This is a genomic window from Microbacterium sp. NPDC058021 (assembly GCF_042885955.1).
Taxonomy (GTDB): Bacteria; Actinomycetota; Actinomycetes; order Actinomycetales; family Microbacteriaceae; genus Microbacterium.
Map to the genome: position 1 here is coordinate 152,437 of NZ_JBHVRF010000002.1, position 23,394 is coordinate 175,830.

Here is a 23,394-nt window from a genome sequence, read left to right on the forward strand (position 1 = left end):
GGCTGCGGGCGTCAGCGCCCCGCCGCGAGCAGCTCGCGCGTGAAGGGATGCCGGGGTGCGGCGAACACCGCAGCCACCGGCCCCTCCTCCACGACGGCGCCGTCCTGCATCACCAGCACGTCGTCGGCGATGGCCGCGATGACGTCGAGGTCGTGCGAGACGAAGACCATCGTGAGCCCGCGCTTGGCCTGCAGGCGCCGCAGGAGCGCCAGCACGCGTTCGCGCACGGTGGGATCCAGCGCCGACACCGGCTCGTCGAGCACGAGCACCTCGGGGTCCACCGCCAGTGCCCGCGCGATGGCGGCACGCTGGCGTTGACCGCCCGAGATCTGCGCCGGGCGCCGACGCGCGAGCGCGGCATCCAGCCCCACCTCCGTCAGCAGGGCGGCGGCGCGGGAGCGACGTTCCGCGCGCGGCACGCCACCGGCGGCGAGTGCCTCGCGCACCGACCGGCCGATGCTCCACCGCGGGTCGAGTGCTCCGAGAGGGTTCTGATGCACGAGCTGGACGCGCCGGCGCAGCGCCTGCTCGGTGCGCCGCGACCACAGCGTGCCGTCGATGCTCACCGTGCCCGCGTCGGGCTGCTCGATGCCGACGATCATGCGCGCGAGGGTCGTCTTTCCCGAGCCCGACTCCCCCACCACGCCGAGCGTGCGGCCGCGCACGAGGTCGAAGGAGACCTCCCGCACCGCGGGCCGGTCGAACGATTTCGACAGGCCTCGGGCGGACAGGAGTGGAGCTTCGGCCCGCCCGTCGCAGACCTGCGCGCGCGGAACGTGCCGTGAGGCGGCGATGAGCTCCCGGGTGTGGGGATGCTGCGGCGCGTCGAACACGTCGGCCGTCGCCCCCTCCTCGACGAAGACGCCGCCGCGCATCACGGCCACACGATCGGCGATGCGGCGGACCGCGGCGAAGTCGTGGCTGACGAACACGACGGCGGTGCCGCGATCGGCGATCGAGCGCAGCAGATCGAGCACCCGCGCCTGCACGGTCGCGTCCAGCGCCGTGGTCGGCTCGTCGGCGATGAGGACCGCAGGCTCCCCCGCCAGAGCCGACGCGATGAGGGCGCGCTGACGCAGGCCGCCGGACAGCTGGTGCGGGTACTGCCGCGCACGGTGGGCCGGGTCGGGCATGGCGACGTCGGTGAGCAGAGTCTCGACGCGCGCCTGGCGTGCCGCGCGCGGCATCCGCGGCTCGTGGATCACGAGCGGTTCGGCGACCTCCGCCCCCACGCGGCGCAGCGGATCGAGGGAGACGAGGGCGTCCTGGGAGACGAGCGCGATGCGCGTGCCGCGGAGCCTTCGCCAGCCGCGCTCATCGAGGTGCAGTGCGTCGACGCCGTCGATGCTGAGTGCGTCGGCGGTCATGCGGGCGCCCTCGGGGATGAGCCCCAGCAGCGCGCGCGCCGTGAGCGACTTGCCCGCGCCCGATTCGCCGACGATGGCGAGGCACTCCCCGGGGGCGACGCTCAGCGACACCCCCGCGACCGGGGTCGTTCCGCCGAACGAGATGCGCAGTCCCGACACGTGCACCGCGTTCACGAGAGCCTCCCGTCCGCGCGGGACCGGAGGGTGCGCCCGACGATCGTGGCGGCCACGACCGTGAGCGTGATGGCCGCGCCCGGGAACACCGACACCCACCACGCCTGGCCGATCACGTTGCGCCCACCCGAGAGCATGAGTCCCCATTCCGGTGTGGGTTCGGTGGGTCCGAGCCCGAGGAAGCTGAGTCCTGCCGCGGCGAGGATGCTGGTCCCGATGCCGATGGTGGCGAGCACGCTGAGGGAGCCGACGACCCCCGGCGCGACGTGACGGACGAAGGCGAGCGGGCCGGGGACCCCGAGGATGCGGGCGGCCTCGACGTGCTCGGCGTTGCGCAGCGTGCGGGTCTGCGCGCGAGCGAGCCGCACGTACACCGGCACGGCGGCGATCGTGACGGCCAGCGCGACGTTCGCGGGCCCCGGACCGAGCACGGCGACCACCACGAGGGCGATGAGGAACTCGGGGAACGCCAGCAGGATGTCGGTGGCGCGCATCGCGACGGCATCCACCGCCCGCGGCGCGACGCCCGAGAGCGAGCCCACGACGAGGCCGATCCCGAAGGCGAGGGCAGTCGCGAGCAGGCCGATGCCCACCGACCGCGCGGCGCCGTAGACCACGCGGGAGTACACGTCGCGCCCGCTCTGATCGGTGCCGAACGGATGCTCGGGCGAAGGTGCCAGCAGCGCCTGACGCACATCGGTCTGCAGCGGGTCGAGCGGGGTGAACAGCTGCGGCGCGAACGCGGCGACCGCGATGACGGCGAGCACGGCGACGGCCGCGCCCAGCAGCACACGCTGCGCGGGCCTCATGCCGGCACCCCCGCACGCGGGGCGACCGGGGAGGGCAGGCGGCGCAGGCGCGGGTCGAGGAGCGGGTAGGTGAGCTCCACGATCGTGTTGACGACGACGAACACCACCGCGCTGAGCAGGATGATGCCGGTGATGACGGGCAGGTCGCGGTCGGTGATGGCCGCGAGTGTCACGCGACCGAGGCCCGGGCGGGCGAAGACGGTCTCCACGAGCACGGCGCCGCCGAGCAGCGAGCCCACGAGGTACGCGGCGAGGGTGAGTGCCCCCGTCGCACCGTGACGGAGGGTGTGGTGCAGCGTCAGCCGCGTCGGCGCGGCGCCACGGGCGCGCACGGTCGTGGTGAACGGCTGCCGCTCGGCGGATTCGATGCTGTCACGGAGCACCTGGCCGAGCAGCGCTGCCACCGGGAGGGCGAGCGTGACGGCCGGGAGGATGAGCGTCGCGGGGTTGCGCGACCCCGACACCGGGAACCACCCGAGCCCGAACGCGAAGACGCTGAGCAGCACCAGCCCGATCCAGAAGACCGGCGATGACAGCACCACGAGCTCCACGCCGGCCGCGACCGTGCGCGCCGCGCGGCCGCGGGCGACGAGGGCGACGGCGAACGCGATGGTGAGCGCGATGATCAGGGCCAGCACCGACAGCTGCACGGTGGCGCCCAGCTGTCGCCCGATGACCTCGGTCACCGGCATCCGCAGCTGGTACGACTCCCCCAGGTCCCCGCGCAGCAGCTGTCCGAGGTACGCGAGGTACTGCTCCAGCGGCGGCCGGTCGAGCCCGAGCTCGGCCCGGATGCCGTCTTTGACCGCTTCGCTGACCTGCGCCTGCGGGCCGAGCATCACCGACACCGGGTCACCGGGGATCACGCGGAACGCGAGGAAGGCGAGGGTCGCCGCGCCCCAGAGCACGACGACGATCGAGACGGCGATGCCGGCGGCACGGATGGCGACGCGGCGGAGCGTCTGCCGCGTCGGACCCGCCGTGATCTCAGCGCCTGGTGGGCGCGCGCTCACTCGACCGTCACGCCGAAGAAGAGCGGGCGTCCGTACAGGTCGTACTCGAGGCCCGAGATGGTGTCGCCGACGGCAGTGATGAACGCGGGGCTGTACAGCGGCACGATCGCGACGTGCTCGGCGTTCCACTGCTGCACCTCGCGGTAGAGCACCGCGCGCTCGTCGGCGTCCGTGCGCGCCACGGCATCCTCCAGCAGCAGGTCCATCGCCGGGTCATTCACCTGCGAAGCGTTCTGGAACCCTTCGCTGTGCAGGTGGCTGCGCAGGAGGTCCGGGTCGACGCCCGAGAAGCCCCAGTCGGTGAGGTCGAACGTCTTGGGACCGTACTGCTCGTTGTAGGCGCCCGGCTCGAGCACCTCGCGCACGATCTCGAAGCCGACGGCCTTGAGGTCGGACTGGATCGCGTTGGCCAGCGCCGCACGGTCATCCGGCACGGGAGTCCAGGCGATCCAGCGGGCAGACAGCCGCTCGCCGTCCTTGGTGCGGTAGCCCTCGCTGTCGCGCTCGGTCCAGCCGGCCTCGTCGAGCAGCGCCTCCGCGGCCGCGGCGTCGAAGGGCCACGTGCCTTCGAGCGAAGCGTCGTAGGTCGGGGTCGTCGAGCCGAGGATGCTCCAGGCGCGCGGGAACTGGCCGAAGTAGATCTCCTCGACGGCGGTGTCGATGTCGATGGCTCGGCTGAACGCCTGGCGCACGCGCTGGTCGGCGAACACGCCGTAAGCCTCGTTGAGGTACAGGGAGTACGGCAGGCCCGGGTATTCGATCGAGTCGATGGTGAGGGTGTCGCCGAGGTCGGCGGCGAGGCTCGGCGGCAGCTGGCTGGCGAGGTCGGCCTCGCCGCTGTCCACCACGCCCGCGCGCACGGCGGCCTCGGGGAGGATGCTCACCCGCAGAGTTTCGAACGACGCCGCGCCCTGACCGTCGGGGCCCCACGCGTAGTCGTCGTTGCGGGTGTAGACGATCTCTTGGTCGGGTGTGTAGTCGGTGAGCTCGAACGGGCCGGTACCCACCGTGACGCCCGGGCCGCCGGCCTTCAGGCGGTCGGCGGACTCCGCCAGCACCGCCGGCGAGTAGAAGCCGAGCTGCGCTGTGCTCGCCGCCTGCAGGAACGGAGCGTAGGCCTGCGTGAACTCGACGCGCACGGTGTGGTCGTCCACGACTTCGGTGCCGGCGTAGAACTCCGCGCCCATCATGCTCGCGGCCTGCGCCGACGCGGTCTCGGGATCGACGATGCGGTCGAAGTTCGCCTTGACCGCCGCGGCGTCGAACGGCTCGCCGTCGTGGAAGGTGACGTCGTCGCGCAGCTCGAAGGTGTAGCTCGTGCCGTCGTCGGAGACCTCCCACGACTCGGCCAGCCACGGCGAGAAGCTGCCGTCGGCCTCCTGGAACACGAGGGAATCGAGTGCCGCGCGCTGCACGAGCGCCGACACGTCGAGCTGGCTGGTCTGCGGATCCATGTGGCCGGCCGACAGGTTCGCGCCCTCGATCGCCCACACCACCTCGCCCCCCTCGGCGGAGTCGCCACCGATGGGCGCGCATGCGCCGAGGGCGAGGGTCGCGACAGCGAGGACGGACAGGGGAAGCAGACGGCGAAGCGAAGGCATGCGAGACCTCGGGAAGGATCGAACGGGAGACCTCCCACGCTACCCCTTTCTGGACGGGGTGGATCTATGTGGGTCACGCGACCCTCGGGGGCCTCATGCGTCTGCCCGGATGCGGGGATCTGCCCGGAGGCGGACGCCTGCGCGGCATCCACCCTTGTTCGGGCAGATCTCCGCATTTCGGGCACCGGATGTCGCGCCTCAGCGGGCGCGATGCAGTCCCTGAGCGACGGCGCGCTGGATGATCTCCTGCACACGATGCCAGTTCTCGACGACGTCCACGTAGTCGACGCGGATGACGTGATACCCCAGCAGCATGAGCGTCGCATCGTGGGCGATGTCGGCGCGCCGCTGCGCACCCACATGGTGGCCGCCGTCGATCTGCAGCACGAGCCGGTCCCCGATGAGGAAGTCGACAGGGCGCCCCGCGATCCAGGCCTGGGACAGAATCGGCAGGTTCAGCCACCGCAGACGTGGCGGCACGAAGCTCTCGAGCCCGGAATCGGCGAACGGGTTGGCCTGCGCGAGCACCCGGCGCGCGGAGGGTGGCAGCGGCAACCGTTCGAGCGAGGCCCGCTCCACCAGGCGGCGGCGCAGTGCCGAGTCCCATATGGCCAGCGCCTGCTCGAACGGCAGGCAGCGGGCGACCGTCGCGAGCACGTTCTCGACGGGGTCGACGAGGGCATCCGGATGCCGCGACAGCAGCGGACGTGCCCAATGGACCCTCGCTCCCTCGGCACGGATGCCGCCGGCGTTGGGCTTCGCGGCGACATGCGGCTCGCTCTCGGACAGCACCCACAGCCCGAGCCGACGCGCCTGCGTGACGCACGTCAGCACCACACCATCGCGCGCCGCCGCGACGAGCAGCGGATCGGCGCCGGGAACGGCCACCCACACCCGGTGCGCGCGCGTCAGCTGACCGCGGGCCACCGCCTGGGCGACCTGATGCTTGCTGAACCCAGCCGCCTGAAGCGAGACGCTGCGGGCCACGCCGCCCTGGGCGGTGACCGCCGCGATGAGATCCATGCAGCGAGTGTGGCGACCTGCGGCCTGCGCGCGCGGACGACGAGGGCCCAATGGGGACGGATCTCTGCGCCCGCGCCCTGGGGAGGAGGCGCGTCGCGCCACACCGGCCGTCGTCCGGATGCGGAGATCCGCCCGGATGCGGCCGATGCAGCGGCATCCACCCTTGTGTGGGCGGATCTCCGCGTCTCGGCAACGAATGCGCCGCCACGGCGCCGACCGTGCGGCGCGGCGCGAGCCCTCAGCGCCCGCCGGTAAACTGTGCGGACGGTCCACACTCAGGCACGCTCACACAGTGCCGCACATATCGCTCGAGGAGTCCCCCATGTCGCAGATCCCTGACAAGCCCGCGCTGGAAGGCCTCGAGCAGAAGTGGGATGCCGCGTGGAGCGAACAGGGCACCTACCTGTTCGACCGTGACGCGGCCAAGGCCAAGGGCCGCGCCGGCGTCTTCTCCGTCGACACTCCCCCGCCCACGGCCTCCGGGAGCCTGCACATCGGGCACGTCTTCTCGTTCACGCACACCGACGTGAAGGTGCGTTACGAGCGCATGCGCGGCAAGACGGTGTTCTACCCCATGGGCTGGGACGACAACGGCCTGCCCACCGAACGCCGCGTGCAGAACTACTACGGCGTGCGCTGCGACCCCACGCTTCCCTACGACGCCGACTTCACGCCCCCGTTCGAGGGCGGCGACAACAAGAGCAGCAAGGCCGCCGACCAGGTGCCCATCAGCCGCCGCAACTTCATCGAACTGTGCGAGAAGCTCACCGTCGAGGACGAGAAGCACTTCGAGGCGCTGTTCCGCCAGCTGGGCCTCAGCGTCGACTGGACCCAGACCTACCGCACCATCTCGGACGAGACGATCCGCACGAGCCAGCTCGCGTTCCTGCGCAACGTCGAGCGCGGCGAGGCGTACCAGTCGCTGGCACCCACGCTCTGGGACATCGACTTCCGCTCCGCGATCGCCCAGGCCGAGCTCGAGGACCGCGACCAGCCGGCCGCGTACCACCGCGTGGCCTTCCACCTCACCGACGGCTCCGGCGACATCGAGATCGAGACCACGCGCCCCGAGCTGCTCGCCGCGTGCGTCGCGCTCGTGGCCCACCCCGACGACGAGCGCTACCAGCCGCACTTCGGCTCGACGGTGCGGACGCCCCTGTTCGACGTCGAGGTCCCAGTGCTGGCGCACCCGCTCGCGCAGAAGGACAAGGGATCGGGCATCGCCATGATCTGCACCTTCGGGGACGTGACCGACATCATCTGGTGGCGCGAGCTCGATCTCCCCAACCGCACCATCCTCGGCAAGGACGGCCGCATCGTGGCCGAGGCCCCCGACGTCATCGTGACGGATGCCGCGCGCGCCGCGTACGCCGAACTCGCCGGCAAGACGGTGTTCAGCGCCAAGAAGCGCATCGTGGAGCTGCTGCGCGAGTCGGGCGAGCTCATCGGCGACCCGAAGCCGTTCACCCACCCCGTGAAGTTCTATGAGAAGGGCGACCGCCCGCTCGAGATCGTCTCGACCCGCCAGTGGTACATCCGCAACGGCGCCCGCGACGCCGAGCTGCGCGAGAAGCTGATCGCCCTGGGCGCCGGCATGGACTGGCATCCGGACTTCATGCGCGTGCGCTACGAGAACTGGACCAACGGCCTCACCGGTGACTGGCTCGTCTCGCGCCAGCGCTTCTTCGGCGTGCCGATCCCGGTCTGGTACGCCCTCGACGACAACGGCGAGCGGGACTACAGCCGCGTGCTCACGCCCGACCTCGCGAGCCTGCCCGTCGACCCCACGAGCGACGTCCCCCCGGGTTACACCGAGGACCAGCGCGGCGTCCCCGGCGGCTTCGACGCCGAGAAGGACATCTTCGACACCTGGGCGACCTCCTCGCTCACGCCGCAGCTCGCCGGTGGCTGGGAGCGCGACCCGGAGCTCTGGGACCTCGTCGCCCCGTTCTCGATGCGCCCGCAGGGTCAGGACATCATCCGCACGTGGCTGTTCTCGACCATGCTGCGCAGTGCCCTCGAGGACGACCGCGCGCCGTGGACGGATGCCGCGATCTCCGGCTTCATCGTCGACCCCGACCGCAAGAAGATGTCGAAGTCCAAGGGCAACGTCGTGACGCCGGCGGACATCCTCGCCCAGCACGGGACGGACGCCGTCCGCTACTGGTCCGCCTCCAGCCGCCTGGGCGCAGACGCGGCGTTCGACCCGCAGAACCCGACGCAGGTGAAGATCGGCCGGCGCCTGGCGATCAAGGTCCTGAATGCCGCCAAGTTCGTGCTGTCGTTCCCGGTCCCCGCGGGCGCCGAGGTGACCCACGCGCTGGATGCCTCCATGCTCGCGACCCTGGACGGTGTGGTGCGGGAGGCGACGAAGGCGTACGAGGCATACGACCACGCCCGCGCGCTCGAAGTGACCGAGGCCTTCTTCTGGACGTTCTGCGACGACTACCTCGAGCTCGTCAAGGAGCGCGCCTACAACCAGGGCGATGTCGGGCAGGCATCGGCAGCGCTCGCGCTGCGCCTGGCACTGTCGACGCTGCTGCGACTGCTCGCGCCGGTGCTGTCGTTCGCGACGGAAGAGGCCTGGTCGTGGTTCGAGGAAGGTTCGGTGCACACCGCTTCGTGGCCGGAGCCCCTGGGCATCGAGGGCGACCCCGCGGTGCTGCGCATCGTCGGCGAGGCGCTCATCGGCATCCGTCGTGCGAAGACCGAGGCGAAGGCTTCGCAGAAGACCCAGGTCGAGCGTGCGACGATCGGTGCCAGCGAGACCGCTGCGGCGGCTCTCCGCCTCGCGGAGGGCGACCTCAAGGCCGTCGGCCGTGTCGCCGAGATCACCTACCAGGACGCCGAGACCACCTCGGTGCTCGAGATCGTGCTCGCTCCCCAGGAGGTCTGACATGCAGCTCGGAACCCGTTGGACTTCCGGCGACGAACCGCCCGCAGCGGTGCCCGCCAGCATCCGCGGCCAGATTCAGGCCGTCGACCGGGCGATCCCCGGCGACGATCTGGGTCAGCCACGCCCGCGGTGGACGCTCACGTTCCTCGAGGGCCGGCCGATCGCGGAGCTGGAGACGGGCGTCGTGGTCTCGCTCGACGCCGAGGGCAATGCGGTGGTCGGACACGACCCCGACGACGACTTCGCCTGATCGGGCGTCAGTGCAGGCGCGGACCGAGCGACAACGCCGCGGTGCGCAGCAGGTCGTCTTCGCGGCGCTGACGATCGATCGCGATCGTGCGCTGCGCGACGGCCTGCTCCAGTCGGTGGGCGCGACGCTGCATGCGGTGCGCGACGAGCCGTTGCGTGGCCGTGGCCAGTCGCAGCGCGGCCCGTTCCACGAGGGTGGGGTGCACCGGGAGGAACCGCTCCGACATCGACTCGGCGTACGCGGTCATGACTGGTCCCCTTCTGCGAGTGGGAACAGGTCGGCGCGGATCGTGACCGGCCGCACGTCCTCCCCGCTCTGATCCCGGTATCTGTCGACGGTCTCGTCGATCACCGCGGCGATGCGCGCCGAGACATCGGCGAGCTGGGCGGCGGTCAAGCGCACGTTCGCGGTGGAGATCAACGCCGCGTCCTGCCACTGCTCCGGCTCGGTGTCGTTGCCGGAGGTCACGAACTGCATCAGCTGCTGATGACGGCGGTCGTAGAGCGACGACATGACCAGCTGCATGGCGGCCCGGCCGGCGATCGTGGGCATGCCGCCGGGCGCCGCGAACGACACCGCGCCCGCCGGGCGCTCCCACCAGCGTTCCCGGGCCGTGCCGCGACCGGCGACCTCGCGGATGAGGTCGTGCTTCGCCAGCGCACGCAGGTGGTAGCTGGTCGCCCCGGTCGACTCCCCCAGTCGCTCGGCCAGCGAGCTGGCCGTCTGCGGTCCGTACTGGCTGATGATGTCGTAGATGGCGACGCGGATGGGATGCGCCAATGCCTTCACCGCCCCGGTATCGAGCACCCGCACCGGCGGCCGGCCTTGGTCCTGCGCCGGGTCGGTGGGAGCGTCTTCGGAGGTCATGTTGCAAAGCTACCTTTGCAAGGACTTCTTTGCAAGGGTTTCTTTGCATCGGTGCGCGCGGACGGATCAGCCTAGGCTGAAACGATGACGGACGAGAGCAACCCCCTGCTGGCCCCGAGCACACTCCCCTACGAGCTGCCCGACTACCGCGCGATCCGCGCTGAGCACTACCTGCCGGCATTCGAGGCTGTCTTCGCCCAGCAGCGCGCCGAGGTCGACGCCATCACCGCGAACCCCGACGCCCCCACGTTCGAGAACACGATGACGGCGCTGGAGCTCTCGGGTGACCTGCTGGGGCGGGTCGCCCACGCGTTCTACACCGTGTCTTCGGCGGATGCCACGCCCGACATCCAGGCAGTCGAGGAGACCCTCGCACCACTGATGTCGGCGCATCAGGATGCCATCCAGCTGGACAGCACTCTCTACGCCCGCGTGCGCGCGCTCTTCGAGCGGCTCGACGAGCTCGACCTCACTCCCGAGCAGCGCTACCTGGTGGAGCGCCGTCACACCCAGATGAGCCACGCCGGGGCGGGCCTGTCCGACGAGGCGAAGCAGCGTCTCACCGCGCTCAACCAGCGGCTGTCCACGCTCACCACGACGTTCGAGAAGAACCTTCTCGCCGACACCAACGAGCTCGCGGTGGTCTTCGACGATGTCGCCGAACTTGACGGGCTCACCGCCGGGGAACTCTCCGCCGCCGCCCAGGCGGCCGCCGACCGCGGGCTCGAGGGCCGCTATGTCGTCGCGCTCACCCTGTTCACGGGGCACCCCTACCTCTCGTCGCTGACAGACCGCGAGTCCCGTCGGCGCCTGCTGGCGGCATCCCGGTCGCGCGGCTCCCGGGGCAACGCCCACGACAACCGGGGTGTGCTGCGCGAGATCGTCCGACTGCGCGCCGAGCGCGCCGAGCTGCTGGGCTACCACAACCACGCCGCGTACATCACCTCCGACGAGACGGCGGGCTCCCCCGCCGCCGTGCGCGAGCTGCTGTTCCGCCTCGCGGCGCCCGCGGCGCGCAACGCCGCGCGCGAGCGCGCCGCACTGCAGGAGATCGTCGATGCCGGGCCTGAGCCGTTCCCCCTCGAAGTGCATGACTGGGCGTTCTACACCGAGCAGGTGCGCCAGGCGCGATACGACCTCGATCGGGCGGCGCTGCGCCCCTGGTTCGAGGCCGAGCGCGTGCTGCAGGACGGTGTCTTCTTCGCCGCCACCGCGCTGTACGGCATCACGTTCACCGAGCGTGCGGACCTCCCCTCCTACCACCCCGAGGCGCGGATCTTCGAGATCCACAACGCCGACGGCTCGGCGCTGGGTCTCTACGTGCTCGACCTGTACACGCGCGACACCAAGCGCGGCGGCGCCTGGATGAACTCCATCGTGACGCAGTCGCGTCTGCGCGGCACCGCGCCCGTCGTGGTCAACAACCTCAACGTGGCCCGTCCCGCCCCCGGGCAGCCGACCCTCCTCACCCTGGACGAGGTCAACACCCTCTTCCACGAGTTCGGCCACGCCCTCCACGGGCTGTTCGCAACGGTCACCTACCCGAGCTTCGCGGGTACCAACGTCTACCGCGACTTCGTGGAGTTCCCCAGTCAGGTCAACGAGATGTGGATCTACTGGCCGGAGGTGCTGAGCAACTACGCGCGGCACATCGACACCGGCGAACCGCTGCCGGCTGAGGTCGTCGACAAGCTCGCCGCGTCCGAGACGTTCAACCAGGGCTTCGCCACCAGCGAGTACCTCGCTGCTGCATGGATCGATCAGGCCTGGCACTGCCTGGGCGCGTCGGATGCCGCCGCGGACATCGATGTGGCGGCGTTCGAAGCGGGCGCCGTCACCGAGATCGGTCTGCACAGCGAGGTCGTGCCGCCCCGATACTCCTCGACGTACTTCGCGCACATCTTCTCCGGCGGCTACAGCGCGGGCTACTACTCGTACATCTGGAGCGAGGTGCTCGACGCCGACACCGTGGAGTGGTTCCACGAGAACGGTGGGCTCACTCGCGCCAACGGCGACCGCTTCCGCCAGCGCCTCCTCGGTGTCGGAGGTTCGAAGGATCCGCTCGAGGCCTACCGCGACTTCCGCGGCCGGGATGCCGAGATCGAGCCGCTGCTCACGCGGCGCGGCCTGACCGACTGACCGCCGCCCGCCGACGGGCCGGCCTCACAGCAGACCGAGCCCGTCGGCGAAGGCGCGTACGCGTTGCGCCATCGCCTGCGGCACCTCGGCCACGGCGAAGTGCCCGCCCTCGTCGAGGCGTTCGAAGGCGCGGAGGTCCCGGTAGAAGCGCCGTGCGAGCGACTCCGGGTAGTCCCACTCGTGCCGCTGGATGTGCACCGATGCGGGCACGGTCACCGGCGGGATGGGGGCGGGCTGGTCTGCACCCTCGTAATACGGGCGGAACGACGAGCCGATGCTCTCGGTCGCCCAGTAGATCATCGCCTCGGTGAGGATGCGTTCGCGCGAGATGCGCCGCTCGACCGCACGCGGGTCATCGGTGGGGCTGTCACCCCACTCGACGAGCTTCTCGGTGAGCCACGCGAGCAGTCCCGCGGGCGAGTCGTTCAAGGCGACGGCGAGGGTGTCGGGGCGCGTCGCCTGCACGTGACCGTAGGCGCCGTCGGGACCGTGGGCCTCACCGAGCCGGGAGAAGAACGCCGCCTCGGCGGGATCGGACAGCGCGTCGCGTTCGTCCTGATACACGAAGTGCGCGTGCGTCACCAGGATTCCCGCCACCGCCTCGGGGTGGCTCGCTGCCAGCAGGTCGTTGACGTTGGCCGACACGTCCTCGCCGTAGGTGAGGTAGCGGGAGTACCCGAGCACGTCGGTCATGAGCGCGTGCATCGTGTCGACGAGGCGCTGCTCGGTGAACGGCCCGTCCCGGTACGGCGACGAGAAGGCGAAGCCGGGGAAGCTCGGGACGACGACGTGGAAGTCGGACAGCAGGTCGACGAAGTCCAGCTGCAGGGCGAAGGTGTGCGGCCACCCGTGCATCACGAGCAGCACGGGCGCGTCGTCGCGCTGCGCCCGGCGATGCACGAAGTGCACGGTGGCGTCACCGATGTCGGCGAGGAACTGCGGGTGACTGTTCAGCCAGCGCTCCCGCTCGCGCCAGTCGAAGTCGCGCCACGACGCGACCAGTTCCCCGAGGTACTCGGCGGACATGCCGGATGCCGGGGCGCGTGGGGAGTCGGGGAGCAGTCGTGTCCGGTCCAGACGCCTGCGCAGATCATCGAGCAGGTCGTCGCCGGCGTGGAAGGCGAAGGGTCGTACCTGGGTCATGCCGCAGACACTAGGGGCGGCCTCGGACATCGGCCGCGGGATGCGCCCGCAGGGTCAGGCGCTCTTGCGCTTCTGACGCAGCAGCAGCGTCGGGGCCGCGCCGTCGACGACGGCCGGGGTGATGACGACCTTCTCGACGTCTTCGGCCGACGGGATCTCGAACATGATGGGGCCGAGCACGTCTTCGAGGATGGCCCGCAGCCCACGTGCTCCGGTCTTGCGCAGCACCGCGAGGTCGGCGATGGCGCGCAGGGCGTCTTCCTCGAACTCCAACTGCACCCCGTCGAGCTCGAACATGCGCTGGTACTGCTTCACCAGGGCGTTGCGCGGCTCGGTGAGGATCTCCATCAGGGCGTCCTGGTCCAGCGGCGCGACGGAGGCGACGACCGGCAGACGCCCGATGAACTCGGGGATGAGCCCGAACTTGTGCAGGTCTTCGGGGAGCACGTCACTGAACAGGTTGAGGTTCTCGCCCTTGTCGTGCAGCGGCGCGCCGAACCCGACGCCGTGCTTGCCGACGCGCGAGGAGATGATCTCCTCGAGCCCGGCGAAGGCCCCCGCCACGATGAACAGCACGTTCGTCGTGTCGATCTGGATGAACTCCTGATGCGGATGCTTGCGGCCGCCCTGCGGCGGCACCGAGGCGACCGTGCCCTCGAGGATCTTCAGCAGTGCCTGCTGCACGCCCTCCCCCGAGACGTCGCGGGTGATCGACGGGTTCTCGGCCTTGCGGGCGATCTTGTCGACCTCGTCGATGTAGATGATGCCGGTCTCGGCGCGCTTCGTGTCGAAGTCGGCGGCCTGCAGCAGCTTCAGCAGGATGTTCTCGACGTCCTCGCCGACGTAGCCCGCCTCGGTGAGGGCGGTGGCATCCGCGACCGCGAACGGCACGTTCAGGCGCTTCGCGAGGGTCTGGGCGAGGTAGGTCTTGCCGCAGCCGGTGGGACCCAGCAGCAGGATGTTGCTCTTGGCGATGTCGATGTCGTCGGCGCGCTGCTCAGCGGGCTGCAGGGTGCCGTGGGCACGGATGCGCTTGTAGTGGTTGTAGACGGCGACCGACAGCGCGCGCTTGGCGGACTCCTGGCCGACGACGTACTCCTCGAGGAACGAGAAGATCTCGCGCGGCTTCGGCAGATCGAACTCGGCGACCTCGCCCGAGCCGGACTCCGCCATGCGCTCTTCGATGATCTCGTTGCACAGCTCGACGCACTCGTCGCAGATGTACACGCCCGGTCCCGCGATCAGCTGCTGGACCTGCTTCTGGCTCTTGCCACAGAAGGAGCACTTGAACAGGTCGGCGCTTTCACCGATGCGAGCCATCAGGCTCCTCCTCACTGCCCCCAGTCGGGCGCTCTCCGAGCCTAACTGCTGGCTGCGACATCGGGCGGCATTTGCGGCGCCCGATGTCGCGGGCGAACGCAACGGGGTGGAAAGCGCAAAGCCCCGCCCGTCGAAGGAACGACGGACGGGGCGAGCGGCATCCGCGTGTCAGCTGGTGATGGCAGCCTGACCGCGCTTGCGCGTGGTGAGCACCTGGTCGACGAGACCGTACTCGAGCGCATCGTTCGCCGAGAGGATCTTGTCGCGGTCGATGTCCTTGTTGACCTGCTCCTGCGAGCGGTTGGAGTGCTTCGCGAGCGTCTCCTCCAGCCACGTGCGCATGCGCAGGATCTCGGCCGCCTGGATCTCGATGTCCGACGCCTGTCCGTGGCCGGCCTCGCCGACGGCGGGCTGGTGAATGAGGATGCGGGCGTTTGGCAGCGCCAGACGCTTGCCGGGGGCACCGGCCGCCAGCAGCACGGCGGCAGCGGATGCCGCCTGCCCGAGCACGACGGTCGAGATCTGCGGCGACACGTACTGCATGGTGTCGTAGATCGCCGTCATGGCGGTGAACGAGCCACCGGGCGAGTTGATGTACATGACGATGTCGCGGTCGGGATCCTGCGACTCAAGCACGAGCAGCTGGGCCATGACGTCGTCGGCCGACGCGTCGTCGACCTGCACGCCCAGGAAGATCACGCGGTCTTCGAAGAGCTTGTTGTAGGGGTCCTGGCGCTTGTAGCCGTATGCCGTGCGCTCCTCGAACTGCGGGAGGATGTAGCGGCTGTTCGGCATCTGCAGGCCCTGAGGGGCGCCGCCGAAGGTGGGGGTGTGCATTGTGTGTGTCTCCTCCGGGGTCTCAGTTGGCGGGGTCGTCGCCGACAGTGACGCCGTCGACGGCTGTTCCGCCGCCGCCGGTGACGTCTGCGGCGTGCTCGCGGATGTGGTCGACGAAGCCGTACTCGAGCGCCTCATCGGCGGTGAACCAGCGGTCGCGGTCGCCGTCGAGGTTGATCTGCTCGACCGACTTGCCGGTCTGCGCAGCGGTGATCTCGGCGAGGCGGCGCTTCATCGAGAGGATGAGCTGAGCCTGCGTCTGGATGTCGCTGGCGGTACCGCCGAAGCCGCCGTGGGGCTGGTGCAGCAGCACACGGGCGTTGGGCGTGATGTAGCGCTTGCCCTTCGTTCCGCTGGTCAGCAGCAGCTGACCCATCGAGGCCGCCATGCCGATGCCGACGGTGACGATGTCGTTGGGCACGAACTGCATCGTGTCGTAGATCGCCATGCCGGCGGTGATCGAGCCGCCGGGCGAGTTGATGTAGAGGTAGATGTCCTTCTCGGAGTCCTCCGCTGCCAGCAGCAGGATCTTGGCGCAGATCTCGTTGGCGTTGTCGTCACGCACCTCCGACCCGAGCCAGATGATGCGGTCCTTCAGCAGCCTGTCGAAGACGCTGGTCGCGACAAGGGGTTCGGCCATGTTCACTCCTGTTTCCGTGGTCCGTCGCAATGAATCTACCGGCGCGTCACGGGCGACCCGCCCGTGTTCGCCCTGGGCAGAGTGCCCGCTGCGACGATGGGGTGAAACACCGACGGGACGGATGCCGCAGCATCCGCCCCGTCAGCGTCGTCGATCGGGTCGACTTACTTCTCGTCCGTGGCCTTCTTGGCGGCCTTGCGGGTCGCCGGCTTCTTGGCAGGCTCGGCGTCGGCTGCGGGCTCCGCAGCGTCAGCGGCCTTCTTGGCGGCGGGCTTCTTGGCAGCCGGCTTCTTGGCGGGAGCCTCGGCGGCGTCGGCCTTCTTGGCCGGAGCCTTCTTGGCGGGCGCCTTCTTGGCGGGCTTCTCCTCGGCCTCGATGACGGCGTCGGCGTCAGCCGCGGCATCCGCGATCTCCTGCGCCTCTTCGACGACCTCTTCCTCGGCGGAAGGCTCGTCCTCGAGGGCGATGAAGCCGGAGAGGTCGACGGGCTTGCCGTCGGTGTCGACGACCGTGACCTTGCCGAGCGCCAGTGCCAGCGCCTTGTTGCGCGCGACCTCGCCGATCATCGCGGGCAGCTGGTTGCCCTGCTGCAGCGCGTTGACGAACTCCTGCGGGGCCATGCCGTACTGGGCGGCCGACTGGATCAGGTACTGGGTGAGCTCGTCCTGCGAGACCTGCACCTTGAACTGCTCCGCGATCTTGTCGAGCACCATCTGGGTGCGGAACTGCTTCTTGCTCGCCTCGGTGACCTCGGCGCGGTGCTCGTCGTCCTCGAGACGGCCTTCGCCCTCGAGGTGCTGGTGCACCTCGTCCTCGACGAGCTGCTCGGGCACGGGGATCTCGGTCAGCTCGATGAGCTTCTCGACGAGCTTGTCGCGCGCGGCGGAAGCCTGCGCGAAGCCCGACTGCTCGCCCACACGCTCGGCGAGGCTGGCGCGCAGCTCGGCGATCGTGTCGAACTCGCTGGCGATCTGCGCGAAGTCGTCGTCGGCCTCGGGAAGCTCGCGCTCCTTGACGGCCACGACCGTGACGGCCACCTCGGCCTCGGAGCCGGCGTGGTCGCCGCCGACGAGCTTGGAGCGGAACGTGGTGTCCTCACCCGCGGTGAGCGACTCGATCGCCTCGTCGGTGCCCTCGAGCAGTTCGCCCGAGCCGACCTCGTACGACACGCCCTCGGCGCGGTCGATCTCGTTGCCGTCGATCGTGGCGACGAGGTTGAGCTCGACGAAGTCGCCCTTGGCGGCGGGACGATCGACGGTCACCAGCGTGCCGAAGCGACCGCGGAGGCGGTCGAGCTCGGCGTCGACGGCGGCCTCATCGGTCTCGACGGCGTCGACCTCGATGGTGAGGTCCTCGTAGGCGGGGAGCTCGAACTCGGGGCGGACGTCCACCTCGACGTCGACGACCAGGTCGCCGGAGAAGTCCTTGTCGCTGGGCCACTCGACGACCTCGGCGGCGGGACGGCCGACCACGCGGATCTCGGTCTCGTTGACGGCGGCGCGGTAGAACCCGTCCAGGCCCTCGCTGACGGCGTGCTCGATGACCGCACCACGACCGACGCGCTGGTCGATGATGGGCGCGGGCACCTTGCCCTTGCGGAATCCGGGGATCTGGATGTCCTCGGCGATGTGCTCGTACGCGTGTGCGATGGCGGGCTTCAGTTCGTCCGGGGAGACCGTGATGTGGAGCTTGACCCGGGTCGGGCTGAGCTTCTCGACGGTGGCGTTGACCATTCCTGTTGCTTCTCCTTGGGTGATCCGCGCAGACGCGCGGAGGCGGAAAGTCTGGATGTCTGGGAGGTCGTTACGTCGGGGCGACAGGATTTGAACCTGCGGCCTCCCGCTCCCAAAGCGGGCGCTCTACCAAGCTGAGCTACGCCCCGGGTTGTGCGCACGCACGCGTGCGCCGAAACGACCCCGGGAAGTCTAGCCGACCGCGCCGTGTCCGCGCTGAGCCCGCGGTTCGTCTAGACTCATGGATGCCGCGGCATGCCGCTGCGGGGATGTAGCTCAATGGTAGAGCCTCAGTCTTCCAAACTGATGGTGCGGGTTCGATTCCCGTCATCCCCTCCACTGATTGCAAGGGTTCCAGGCCCGTCCTGGGGGTCTGCGCCTACATTCCGGCCACCGGCGAGTCAGCTGCCACCCGCGTCACACCGCCGAGCGTGGCCCACCTCGCGCTCTGCGATGGCGCCGATTCGCGTCGGAATTCAGGCTCCGGCGACGAAACCGCGTTGCGGGGCACCCGGGAGCGACCACAGCCTGAATTCCGACGGGGCGGGCGCGGGAACGCCGGCGGAGCCGGGCGGAGACGGCTGTCGGAATTCAGGCTGTCGCGCCGAAACAGTGCCGTCGCACGCCCGGCAACGGCCCACAGCCTGAATTCCGACAGCGACCGCCGTCAGCGGGCGCGGACGGCTGTGGCGTGGTTCTGCAGATGTGCGCGGTAGACGTCGGCGTTGCGGCGCAGCTTCGCCCGTTCCTCTTCGGTCAGCTCGCGGCGCACCTTCGCGGGGACCCCCGCCACGAGCGACCCGGGCGGCACGACGGTGCCCTCCAGCACCACCGCTCCCCCGGCTACGAGCGACCCCGCGCCGATGACGGCGCCCGAGAGCACGACGCTTCCCATGCCGATGAGCGAGCCGTCCTCGACCGTGCAGCCGTGCACGACCGCGTTGTGGCCGATGGAGACGTTCTCGCCGATGACGACGGGGCTGCCCGCGTCGACGTGCACCGACACGTTGTCCTGCACGTTGCTGCCCGCACCGATCGTGATGGTGTCGCTGTCGGCGCGCAGCACCGCGTTGTACCAGACGCTCGCCTCCTCCCCCAGGGTCACCGCGCCCACCAGCCGCGCGCCGGCGGCGACGAACGCGGAGTCGGGCACGTGCGGGGTCGCATCGGAGACGGACAGGACGGAGGCTTCGTCGGCAACGGTCATGCCCCGAGCGTAGGGCCGCGCCGCCTCCGTAAGCCGAGCCTCAGCTTGCTTGCGGAATACCGCCGCCTGAGTAGCGTTGTGGCGAGCAGGGTGACACCCCGCCGATAGGAGACGACCATGACGAAGAACCAGACCATCCCCGCCACCGCCGCCGACCCGACCGTCGCCGCCGGAACCGCCCAGTTCCTCACCCCCGTCGTCCTCGGCCTGCAGGCTCTCGCCGTCAACGGCAAGCAGGCGCATTGGAACGTACGCGGCGCGAACTTCCAGTCCATCCACGAACTTCTCGACACCGTCGTCGAGCACGCGCAGGGCTGGGCGGACGACGCCGCCGAGCGCATCGTCGCCCTCGGCCTGCCGATCGACGCCCGTGTGTCGACGGTCGCCCAGAAGGCCAAGCCCACCGCCGTTCCCGCCGGCTTCACGCAGTGGGATGCCATCGTGCGCGATGTCCTCGCCGACATCGACGCCGTCCTGATCGACCTGCAGGCCGCCATCGACGGGCTCGACGAGGTCGACCTCACGAGCCAGGACGTCGCCATCGGCATCAAGGCGGGCCTCGAAAAGGACCGCTGGTTCCTCTTCGCCCACCTCGCCGAGTAATCCTCGACTCCACGAAGCCCCGCGCCGATCGGTGCGGGGCTTCGTCGTGTCACCCGTCGGCGTGCGTGAGGCGCCCGGCGATCATCGTCGCCGCCACTGCCATGCCGCGCAGGGTCCGCTCGTCGCAGACGAGGGGGTCGTGGGAGACGACGGCGAGGTCGGCGACCCCGCCGATGCGCAGCGCCGATCCACCGGCGGAGCCGTTCTCGGTGGATGCCGCGAGAGCGGTGGCCGCATCCACGGCCTGCGCCGGCTGCCAGGGCTCCCGTCCATCGCGGGTGCGGTACACGGCCGCGGCCATGCCCGCCCAGGGGTCGAGGGCCGACACCGGTGCGTCCGAGCCGAACAGCAGGTTCACCCCGGCATCGGCGAACGCCCGCAGCGGATACGGCTGCGCGGTCTGGGTGGCCCACACCGTGTCGGTGATGTCCCGGTCGTCCAGCGCGTGCTCCGGCTGCACGCTCGCGCCGACCTCGAGGGCGGCGAAGCGGCGCACGTCGGAGTGGGCCACCAGCTGTGCGTGCTCGATCGTCCCGGAGGCGCCCGTGAGAGCGAAGGCATCCAGTGCGTGCGCGTTCGCGACGTCGCCGATCGCGTGGATCGCCGACGACAGACCGGCGCCCGTGGCCCGGGTCATCAGCGCGAGCAGCTCGTCGGGCGGCACCGTGAGCATGCCGTGGTTGAAGGGGTCGCCGGGGTAGGCGTGCGAGCACGCAGCGGTGTGCGTGCCGAGCGAGCCGTCGGTGATGACCTTGAGGGACCCCACCCGGAACAGCCCCGCAGGGTCGACCGCATCGTCGGTCTCGAGCCCCAGGCCGATCGCACGTTCGAGGTCGGCCGGATAGATGCCGAAGCGCGCGCGCACGATGTCGAAGCCCTGCGCGGCGCGGCGCGCCCAGGCATCCGCGTTGAAGGCCATGTCGAAATCGACGATGCCGACGACGCCGCGCGCGGCGGCGGCGCGCGCCATCCGCGCCACCGCGGCGTCGGAGACGTCGGTGGGCACGAGGTTCAGCCGGCGGGAGATCTCGAACGCCGGTTGCTCGCGCAGCAGTCCCGAGCCCGATGCCGGGTGGCCCTCGCGGCGGAGCGCGGCGGAATTGAGCCACACGCTGTGCACGTCGGCGTTGATCAGGTAGGTCGGCACGTCGCCGGTCGCGGCGTCGAGTACGGCGAGCGTGGGTTCGTCCGGCCACAGCGCATGACGGAAGCCGGTGCCCACACGGCGGCCGTCGCCCTGCACCGGCGCGTCAGCCATGATCCGCGCCGCGTGCGCCGCACTGGTCGCGTGGCCGAGCGATTCGCGCTGCGCGACGAGCGCCCACTGCACGGTGTGCACGTGGTGATCCCAGAGCCCCGGCACGAGCCAGCCGCCGTCGGCGTCGAGCACGACGCCGCGCCGAGGCAGGGCCTTCGCCGGCGCGATGTCGGCGATCACGCCGGCGCTCAGGTGCACGTCGACCGCGTCGCCGCCGAACGGGTCGGTCCGGTCGGCACCGGTCAGGCGCACGTTGGCGACGACGTCGACGCCGTCACCCACCGTCGGGCTCACGCGCGTCCCTTGCGGGCGTCGTGGGCGCGACGCATCTCCGCGGCCAGGCGCGGGTCGGTGTATCCGGCTGCGCCGGCATCCAATTCGGTCACGATGGTCTCCACGACGTCGTCGGGCTTGTTCTGGCTCAGTTTGCGTTTGGCGACCACGCGCGTGGGGGTGAGTCGGAAACCGACCGTGCCCTTCTCGAGGCGGTGCACGAAGTCGGCGTCGTTGGGCCGTTCCCACAGCAACCGCGGCTGCGGCATGCTGCCCTCGAACCGGGCAACGAGCCGGTCGAGCACCGCGAGGTTCTCCTCGGTGCTCAGCAGTTCGGGGACGCCGCTCAGGTGCACCGAGACGAAGTTCCAGGTCGGCACGGCTGCGACGTCACCGTACCAGCCGGGCGAGATGTAGCCGTGCGGACCCTGCACGACCACAAGCAGCTCGCGCTCCCCCAGCCCGTGGATGAGGTCGTCGGGCTTGCCGACGTGCCCCACGATCGTGAGGTCGTCGCGGGTGTCGTCCAGCAGCACCGCGTAGTGCGAGGCGACGAGACCATCGTCGGTGTGGCTCACGAGGGTCACCCACGGGTTCTCGTCGATCACGCGGCGCAGTTCCGCGACGTCGGTCATGGCGAAGCTCGGGTTCTGCCTCACGCCTGGCACCTCGGGCACCAGTAGAGCTTGCGCGTGGCCATCTCCTCGACGACGATCGCCGTGCCGCACACGCGGCAGGGCAGCCCTGCCCGGTGGTACACCCAGTGCCGGTCGTCGCGGGAGGCCATGGCCTTGCGGTAGTCCTCGGGCGCCAGGTCGTCCATCGTCATCATCTGGCCGGTCTCGACGCCGATCGACAGCAGCGTGACCCAGTCGCGCCAGAGCGCGCGCACGGTCTCCTCCGGCACGTCGCGCCCCGGCGTGTGGGGGTTCTGCCGTGCCCGGAAGAGCATCTCTGCGCGGTAGACGTTGCCGATGCCGCTGACGACCGTCTGGTCCATCAGGAGCAGCCCGATGGGAGTGGGTTTGCGGCGCACCGTCGCGGTGAAGCGCTCCTCGCCGGCGGTGGGATCGTCCACGAGCGGGTCGGGTCCGAGCTTGGCGACCGTCGCCGCCATCTCGTCGGCGGTCTGCAGCTCGCACGACGTCGGCCCGCGCAGGTCCGCGCAGGTGATGTCGGTCATGAGCCGCAGGCGCACCTGTCCGACGACCGCGGGCGGCCACTGCTCGTCGTCGGCCAGGCCGGTGGTCTGCTCCGACATGCGCACGTGCACGCGCGTGCGCCGTGGGGCGCCGATGGAGGCCAGCGAGTTCTCACCGGCGGCGTCGAGGATCGGGGCGTCTTCGAGCACGGTGCCGCGCTGGTTGGTCTGCCCCATCCGCCCGTTGGCCGCGGCGATCGTCGGGTCGACCAGGATCTCACCGGCGAAGTCCCATGCGCCGTACATGCCCAGGTGCACGCGCAGCCAGATGGCATCGTCGAACGCGAGGAACATCTGCTTGCCCACCGCACGCACCTCGGTCGCGGTGCGGCCGTCGAGGACGGCGGCACCCTCGACGAATCGGCCCTGCGGGCTGGATGCCGACACCCGGCGTCCGACGAAGTTGCGGTCGAACTGCCGGGCGATGCGGTGGACGGAGTGACCCTCGGGCATCAGCCTGCTTCCGGGTCGAACGAGCTGTCGTCGGCGGCCAGCACGTCGGGCTGGTCCGCCGCCGCACGCGGGTCGGGCAGCAGCGACCCGTCGGTCTCGTACGCGGCCAGCTGCGCGATGCGGCGGGCGTGACGCTCGTCACCCGAGAACGGCGTGGCGATGAACCGGTCGATGAAGGCCGCGGCCTCGTCGAACGTGTGCTGGCGGGCGCCGATCGCGATCACGTTGGCGTCGTTGTGCTCGCGGGCCAGTTCTGCCGTCGCGATGCTCCACACCAGAGCCGCCCGGGCGCCGCGCACCTTGTTCGCCGCCATCTGCTCGCCGTTGCCCGAGCCGCCGAAGACGACCCCGAGGGTGTCGACGCCGGCGTTCTGGTCGCGCACCACGGCCTCGGCGGCGCGGATGCAGAAGGCGGGATAGTCGTCGAGCGGGTCGTAGTCCAGCGGCCCGTGGTCCACGATCTCGTGCCCCTGGCCGGCCAAGTGGTGCTGCAGGTGCGTGGAGAATTCGAGGCCGGCGTGATCGGTCGCGATGTGGATGCGCATGCGTCGATTCTAGGGTCGGCGCTCCGGCCCGCGGACGTGCGT

21 protein-coding genes and 2 tRNA genes are annotated in these 23,394 nt (G+C 70.4%); 5 read left to right on the forward strand and 18 right to left on the reverse strand.

Going from position 1 to position 23,394, the window contains the following annotated elements; genetic code table 11:
- Nucleotides 1–11 precede the first annotated feature (11 nt).
- From ACFVR6_RS04200 to ACFVR6_RS04220, 5 genes are all read right to left on the reverse strand, one after another.
- The gene (locus ACFVR6_RS04200; protein ID WP_386959139.1) at nucleotides 12–1,541 is read right to left on the reverse strand and encodes a dipeptide ABC transporter ATP-binding protein; all 1,530 of its coding nucleotides are present in this window, start codon (nucleotides 1,539–1,541) and stop codon (nucleotides 12–14) included.
- Entirely contained in the window at nucleotides 1,538–2,350 is an 813-nt protein-coding gene (locus tag ACFVR6_RS04205) for an ABC transporter permease (RefSeq protein ID WP_386959141.1), read from the reverse strand. The genes ACFVR6_RS04200 and ACFVR6_RS04205 overlap by 4 nt, the downstream gene beginning before the upstream one ends.
- Nucleotides 2,347–3,363, reverse strand: coding sequence for an ABC transporter permease (locus tag ACFVR6_RS04210; RefSeq protein WP_386959143.1), 1,017 nt, complete (start codon nucleotides 3,361–3,363; stop codon nucleotides 2,347–2,349). Before ACFVR6_RS04210 ends, ACFVR6_RS04205 begins: the two co-directional genes overlap by 4 nt.
- Nucleotides 3,360–4,964, reverse strand: coding sequence for an ABC transporter substrate-binding protein (locus tag ACFVR6_RS04215; protein ID WP_386959145.1), 1,605 nt, complete (start codon nucleotides 4,962–4,964; stop codon nucleotides 3,360–3,362). The genes ACFVR6_RS04210 and ACFVR6_RS04215 overlap by 4 nt, the downstream gene beginning before the upstream one ends.
- A 198-nt stretch (nucleotides 4,965–5,162) precedes the next feature.
- The gene (locus ACFVR6_RS04220) at nucleotides 5,163–5,987 is read right to left on the reverse strand and encodes an endonuclease domain-containing protein (RefSeq protein ID WP_386959147.1); all 825 of its coding nucleotides are present in this window, start codon (nucleotides 5,985–5,987) and stop codon (nucleotides 5,163–5,165) included.
- Nucleotides 5,988–6,309: 322 nt separating this feature from the next.
- Here ACFVR6_RS04220 and valS point away from each other — a divergent pair, with 322 nt between their 5' ends.
- Both valS and ACFVR6_RS04230 read left to right on the forward strand, forming a co-directional pair.
- A complete protein-coding gene (gene valS, locus ACFVR6_RS04225; protein WP_386959148.1) occupies nucleotides 6,310–8,883 on the forward strand; it encodes a valine--tRNA ligase in 2,574 nt (857 codons plus the stop codon).
- A 1-nt stretch (nucleotide 8,884) separates the two neighbouring features.
- The gene (locus ACFVR6_RS04230; protein WP_386959149.1) at nucleotides 8,885–9,133 is read left to right on the forward strand and encodes a hypothetical protein; all 249 of its coding nucleotides are present in this window, start codon (nucleotides 8,885–8,887) and stop codon (nucleotides 9,131–9,133) included.
- A gap of 7 nt (nucleotides 9,134–9,140) precedes the next feature.
- On the opposite strand, the gene ACFVR6_RS04235 is transcribed toward ACFVR6_RS04230, so the two are convergent.
- Entirely contained in the window at nucleotides 9,141–9,380 is a 240-nt protein-coding gene (locus ACFVR6_RS04235; RefSeq protein ID WP_386959151.1) for a hypothetical protein, read from the reverse strand.
- Nucleotides 9,377–10,000 carry an ArsR/SmtB family transcription factor gene (locus ACFVR6_RS04240; RefSeq protein ID WP_386959153.1) on the reverse strand — a complete coding sequence of 208 codons (624 nt, stop codon included), beginning with the start codon at nucleotides 9,998–10,000 and terminating at the stop codon, nucleotides 9,377–9,379. The genes ACFVR6_RS04235 and ACFVR6_RS04240 overlap by 4 nt, the downstream gene beginning before the upstream one ends.
- Nucleotides 10,001–10,084: 84 nt before the next feature.
- Between ACFVR6_RS04240 and ACFVR6_RS04245 the strand changes: the two genes are divergently transcribed.
- The gene (locus tag ACFVR6_RS04245; protein WP_386959154.1) at nucleotides 10,085–12,139 is read left to right on the forward strand and encodes a M3 family metallopeptidase; all 2,055 of its coding nucleotides are present in this window, start codon (nucleotides 10,085–10,087) and stop codon (nucleotides 12,137–12,139) included.
- Between the two features lie 24 nt (nucleotides 12,140–12,163).
- Here ACFVR6_RS04245 and ACFVR6_RS04250 read toward each other — a convergent pair whose 3' ends face one another.
- The 6 genes from ACFVR6_RS04250 to ACFVR6_RS04275 all read right to left on the reverse strand — a co-directional run bounded on the left by ACFVR6_RS04250 (nucleotide 12,164) and on the right by ACFVR6_RS04275 (nucleotide 17,961).
- Nucleotides 12,164–13,282: an epoxide hydrolase family protein gene (locus ACFVR6_RS04250; RefSeq protein ID WP_386959156.1), complete on the reverse strand. Its 1,119-nt coding sequence runs from the start codon at nucleotides 13,280–13,282 to the stop codon at nucleotides 12,164–12,166.
- A 54-nt stretch (nucleotides 13,283–13,336) separates the two neighbouring features.
- Nucleotides 13,337–14,602 carry an ATP-dependent Clp protease ATP-binding subunit ClpX gene (gene clpX, locus ACFVR6_RS04255; protein ID WP_386959157.1) on the reverse strand — a complete coding sequence of 422 codons (1,266 nt, stop codon included), beginning with the start codon at nucleotides 14,600–14,602 and terminating at the stop codon, nucleotides 13,337–13,339.
- A gap of 168 nt (nucleotides 14,603–14,770) precedes the next feature.
- Nucleotides 14,771–15,439, reverse strand: a complete 669-nt coding sequence (locus ACFVR6_RS04260; RefSeq protein WP_386959159.1) for an ATP-dependent Clp protease proteolytic subunit — start codon at nucleotides 15,437–15,439, stop codon at nucleotides 14,771–14,773.
- Nucleotides 15,440–15,461: 22 nt separating this feature from the next.
- Complete coding sequence (locus ACFVR6_RS04265; RefSeq protein ID WP_386959161.1) at nucleotides 15,462–16,109, reverse strand: ATP-dependent Clp protease proteolytic subunit; 648 nt, start codon at nucleotides 16,107–16,109, stop codon at nucleotides 15,462–15,464.
- A 134-nt stretch (nucleotides 16,110–16,243) separates the two neighbouring features.
- Complete coding sequence (gene tig, locus ACFVR6_RS04270; RefSeq protein ID WP_386959163.1) at nucleotides 16,244–17,812, reverse strand: trigger factor; 1,569 nt, start codon at nucleotides 17,810–17,812, stop codon at nucleotides 16,244–16,246.
- 75 nt (nucleotides 17,813–17,887) lie between these two features.
- Nucleotides 17,888–17,961: transfer RNA gene (locus tag ACFVR6_RS04275), tRNA-Pro, on the reverse strand.
- A gap of 116 nt (nucleotides 17,962–18,077) precedes the next feature.
- Here ACFVR6_RS04275 and ACFVR6_RS04280 point away from each other — a divergent pair.
- A tRNA-Gly gene (locus ACFVR6_RS04280) sits at nucleotides 18,078–18,151 on the forward strand.
- Nucleotides 18,152–18,479: 328 nt separating this feature from the next.
- Here ACFVR6_RS04280 and ACFVR6_RS04285 read toward each other — a convergent pair.
- On the reverse strand, nucleotides 18,480–19,019 hold the full coding sequence (locus ACFVR6_RS04285) for a gamma carbonic anhydrase family protein (RefSeq protein WP_386959165.1): 540 nt from the start codon (nucleotides 19,017–19,019) through the stop codon (nucleotides 18,480–18,482).
- A 117-nt stretch (nucleotides 19,020–19,136) separates the two neighbouring features.
- Between ACFVR6_RS04285 and ACFVR6_RS04290 the strand changes: the two genes are divergently transcribed.
- Complete coding sequence (locus ACFVR6_RS04290) at nucleotides 19,137–19,622, forward strand: Dps family protein (protein WP_386959167.1); 486 nt, start codon at nucleotides 19,137–19,139, stop codon at nucleotides 19,620–19,622.
- Nucleotides 19,623–19,671: 49 nt separating this feature from the next.
- Here the strand turns inward: ACFVR6_RS04290 and ACFVR6_RS04295 are convergent, their stop codons facing one another.
- Genes ACFVR6_RS04295 through ACFVR6_RS04310 form a run of 4 tightly spaced genes read right to left on the reverse strand, consistent with a single transcriptional unit; the run spans nucleotide 19,672 to nucleotide 23,352 of the window.
- Entirely contained in the window at nucleotides 19,672–21,174 is a 1,503-nt protein-coding gene (locus ACFVR6_RS04295) for an amidohydrolase (RefSeq protein WP_386959169.1), read from the reverse strand.
- Entirely contained in the window at nucleotides 21,171–21,812 is a 642-nt protein-coding gene (locus tag ACFVR6_RS04300; protein WP_386959170.1) for an FMN-binding negative transcriptional regulator, read from the reverse strand. Before ACFVR6_RS04300 ends, ACFVR6_RS04295 begins: the two co-directional genes overlap by 4 nt.
- Entirely contained in the window at nucleotides 21,809–22,807 is a 999-nt protein-coding gene (locus ACFVR6_RS04305; protein ID WP_386959172.1) for an Fpg/Nei family DNA glycosylase, read from the reverse strand. The genes ACFVR6_RS04300 and ACFVR6_RS04305 overlap by 4 nt, the downstream gene beginning before the upstream one ends.
- On the reverse strand, nucleotides 22,807–23,352 hold the full coding sequence (locus ACFVR6_RS04310) for a ribose-5-phosphate isomerase (protein ID WP_386959174.1): 546 nt from the start codon (nucleotides 23,350–23,352) through the stop codon (nucleotides 22,807–22,809). Before ACFVR6_RS04310 ends, ACFVR6_RS04305 begins: the two co-directional genes overlap by 1 nt.
- Between the last annotated feature and the right edge of the window lie 42 nt (nucleotides 23,353–23,394).

Coding starts and splice junctions, on each gene's coding strand:
- ACFVR6_RS04240 (WP_386959153.1), bottom strand. CDS start 10,000: ATGACCTCCGAAGACGCTCCCACCGACCCGGCGCAGGACCAAGGCCGG.
- ACFVR6_RS04235 (WP_386959151.1), bottom strand. CDS start 9,380: ATGACCGCGTACGCCGAGTCGATGTCGGAGCGGTTCCTCCCGGTGCAC.
- ACFVR6_RS04205 (WP_386959141.1), bottom strand. CDS start 2,350: ATGAGGCCCGCGCAGCGTGTGCTGCTGGGCGCGGCCGTCGCCGTGCTC.
- ACFVR6_RS04305 (WP_386959172.1), bottom strand. CDS start 22,807: ATGCCCGAGGGTCACTCCGTCCACCGCATCGCCCGGCAGTTCGACCGC.
- ACFVR6_RS04220 (WP_386959147.1), bottom strand. CDS start 5,987: ATGGATCTCATCGCGGCGGTCACCGCCCAGGGCGGCGTGGCCCGCAGC.
- ACFVR6_RS04250 (WP_386959156.1), bottom strand. CDS start 13,282: ATGACCCAGGTACGACCCTTCGCCTTCCACGCCGGCGACGACCTGCTC.
- ACFVR6_RS04230 (WP_386959149.1), top strand. CDS start 8,885: ATGCAGCTCGGAACCCGTTGGACTTCCGGCGACGAACCGCCCGCAGCG.
- ACFVR6_RS04215 (WP_386959145.1), bottom strand. CDS start 4,964: ATGCCTTCGCTTCGCCGTCTGCTTCCCCTGTCCGTCCTCGCTGTCGCG.
- clpX (WP_386959157.1), bottom strand. CDS start 14,602: ATGGCTCGCATCGGTGAAAGCGCCGACCTGTTCAAGTGCTCCTTCTGT.
- ACFVR6_RS04310 (WP_386959174.1), bottom strand. CDS start 23,352: ATGCGCATCCACATCGCGACCGATCACGCCGGCCTCGAATTCTCCACG.
- ACFVR6_RS04285 (WP_386959165.1), bottom strand. CDS start 19,019: ATGACCGTTGCCGACGAAGCCTCCGTCCTGTCCGTCTCCGATGCGACC.
- valS (WP_386959148.1), top strand. CDS start 6,310: ATGTCGCAGATCCCTGACAAGCCCGCGCTGGAAGGCCTCGAGCAGAAG.
- ACFVR6_RS04245 (WP_386959154.1), top strand. CDS start 10,085: ATGACGGACGAGAGCAACCCCCTGCTGGCCCCGAGCACACTCCCCTAC.
- tig (WP_386959163.1), bottom strand. CDS start 17,812: ATGGTCAACGCCACCGTCGAGAAGCTCAGCCCGACCCGGGTCAAGCTC.
- ACFVR6_RS04260 (WP_386959159.1), bottom strand. CDS start 15,439: ATGCACACCCCCACCTTCGGCGGCGCCCCTCAGGGCCTGCAGATGCCG.
- ACFVR6_RS04290 (WP_386959167.1), top strand. CDS start 19,137: ATGACGAAGAACCAGACCATCCCCGCCACCGCCGCCGACCCGACCGTC.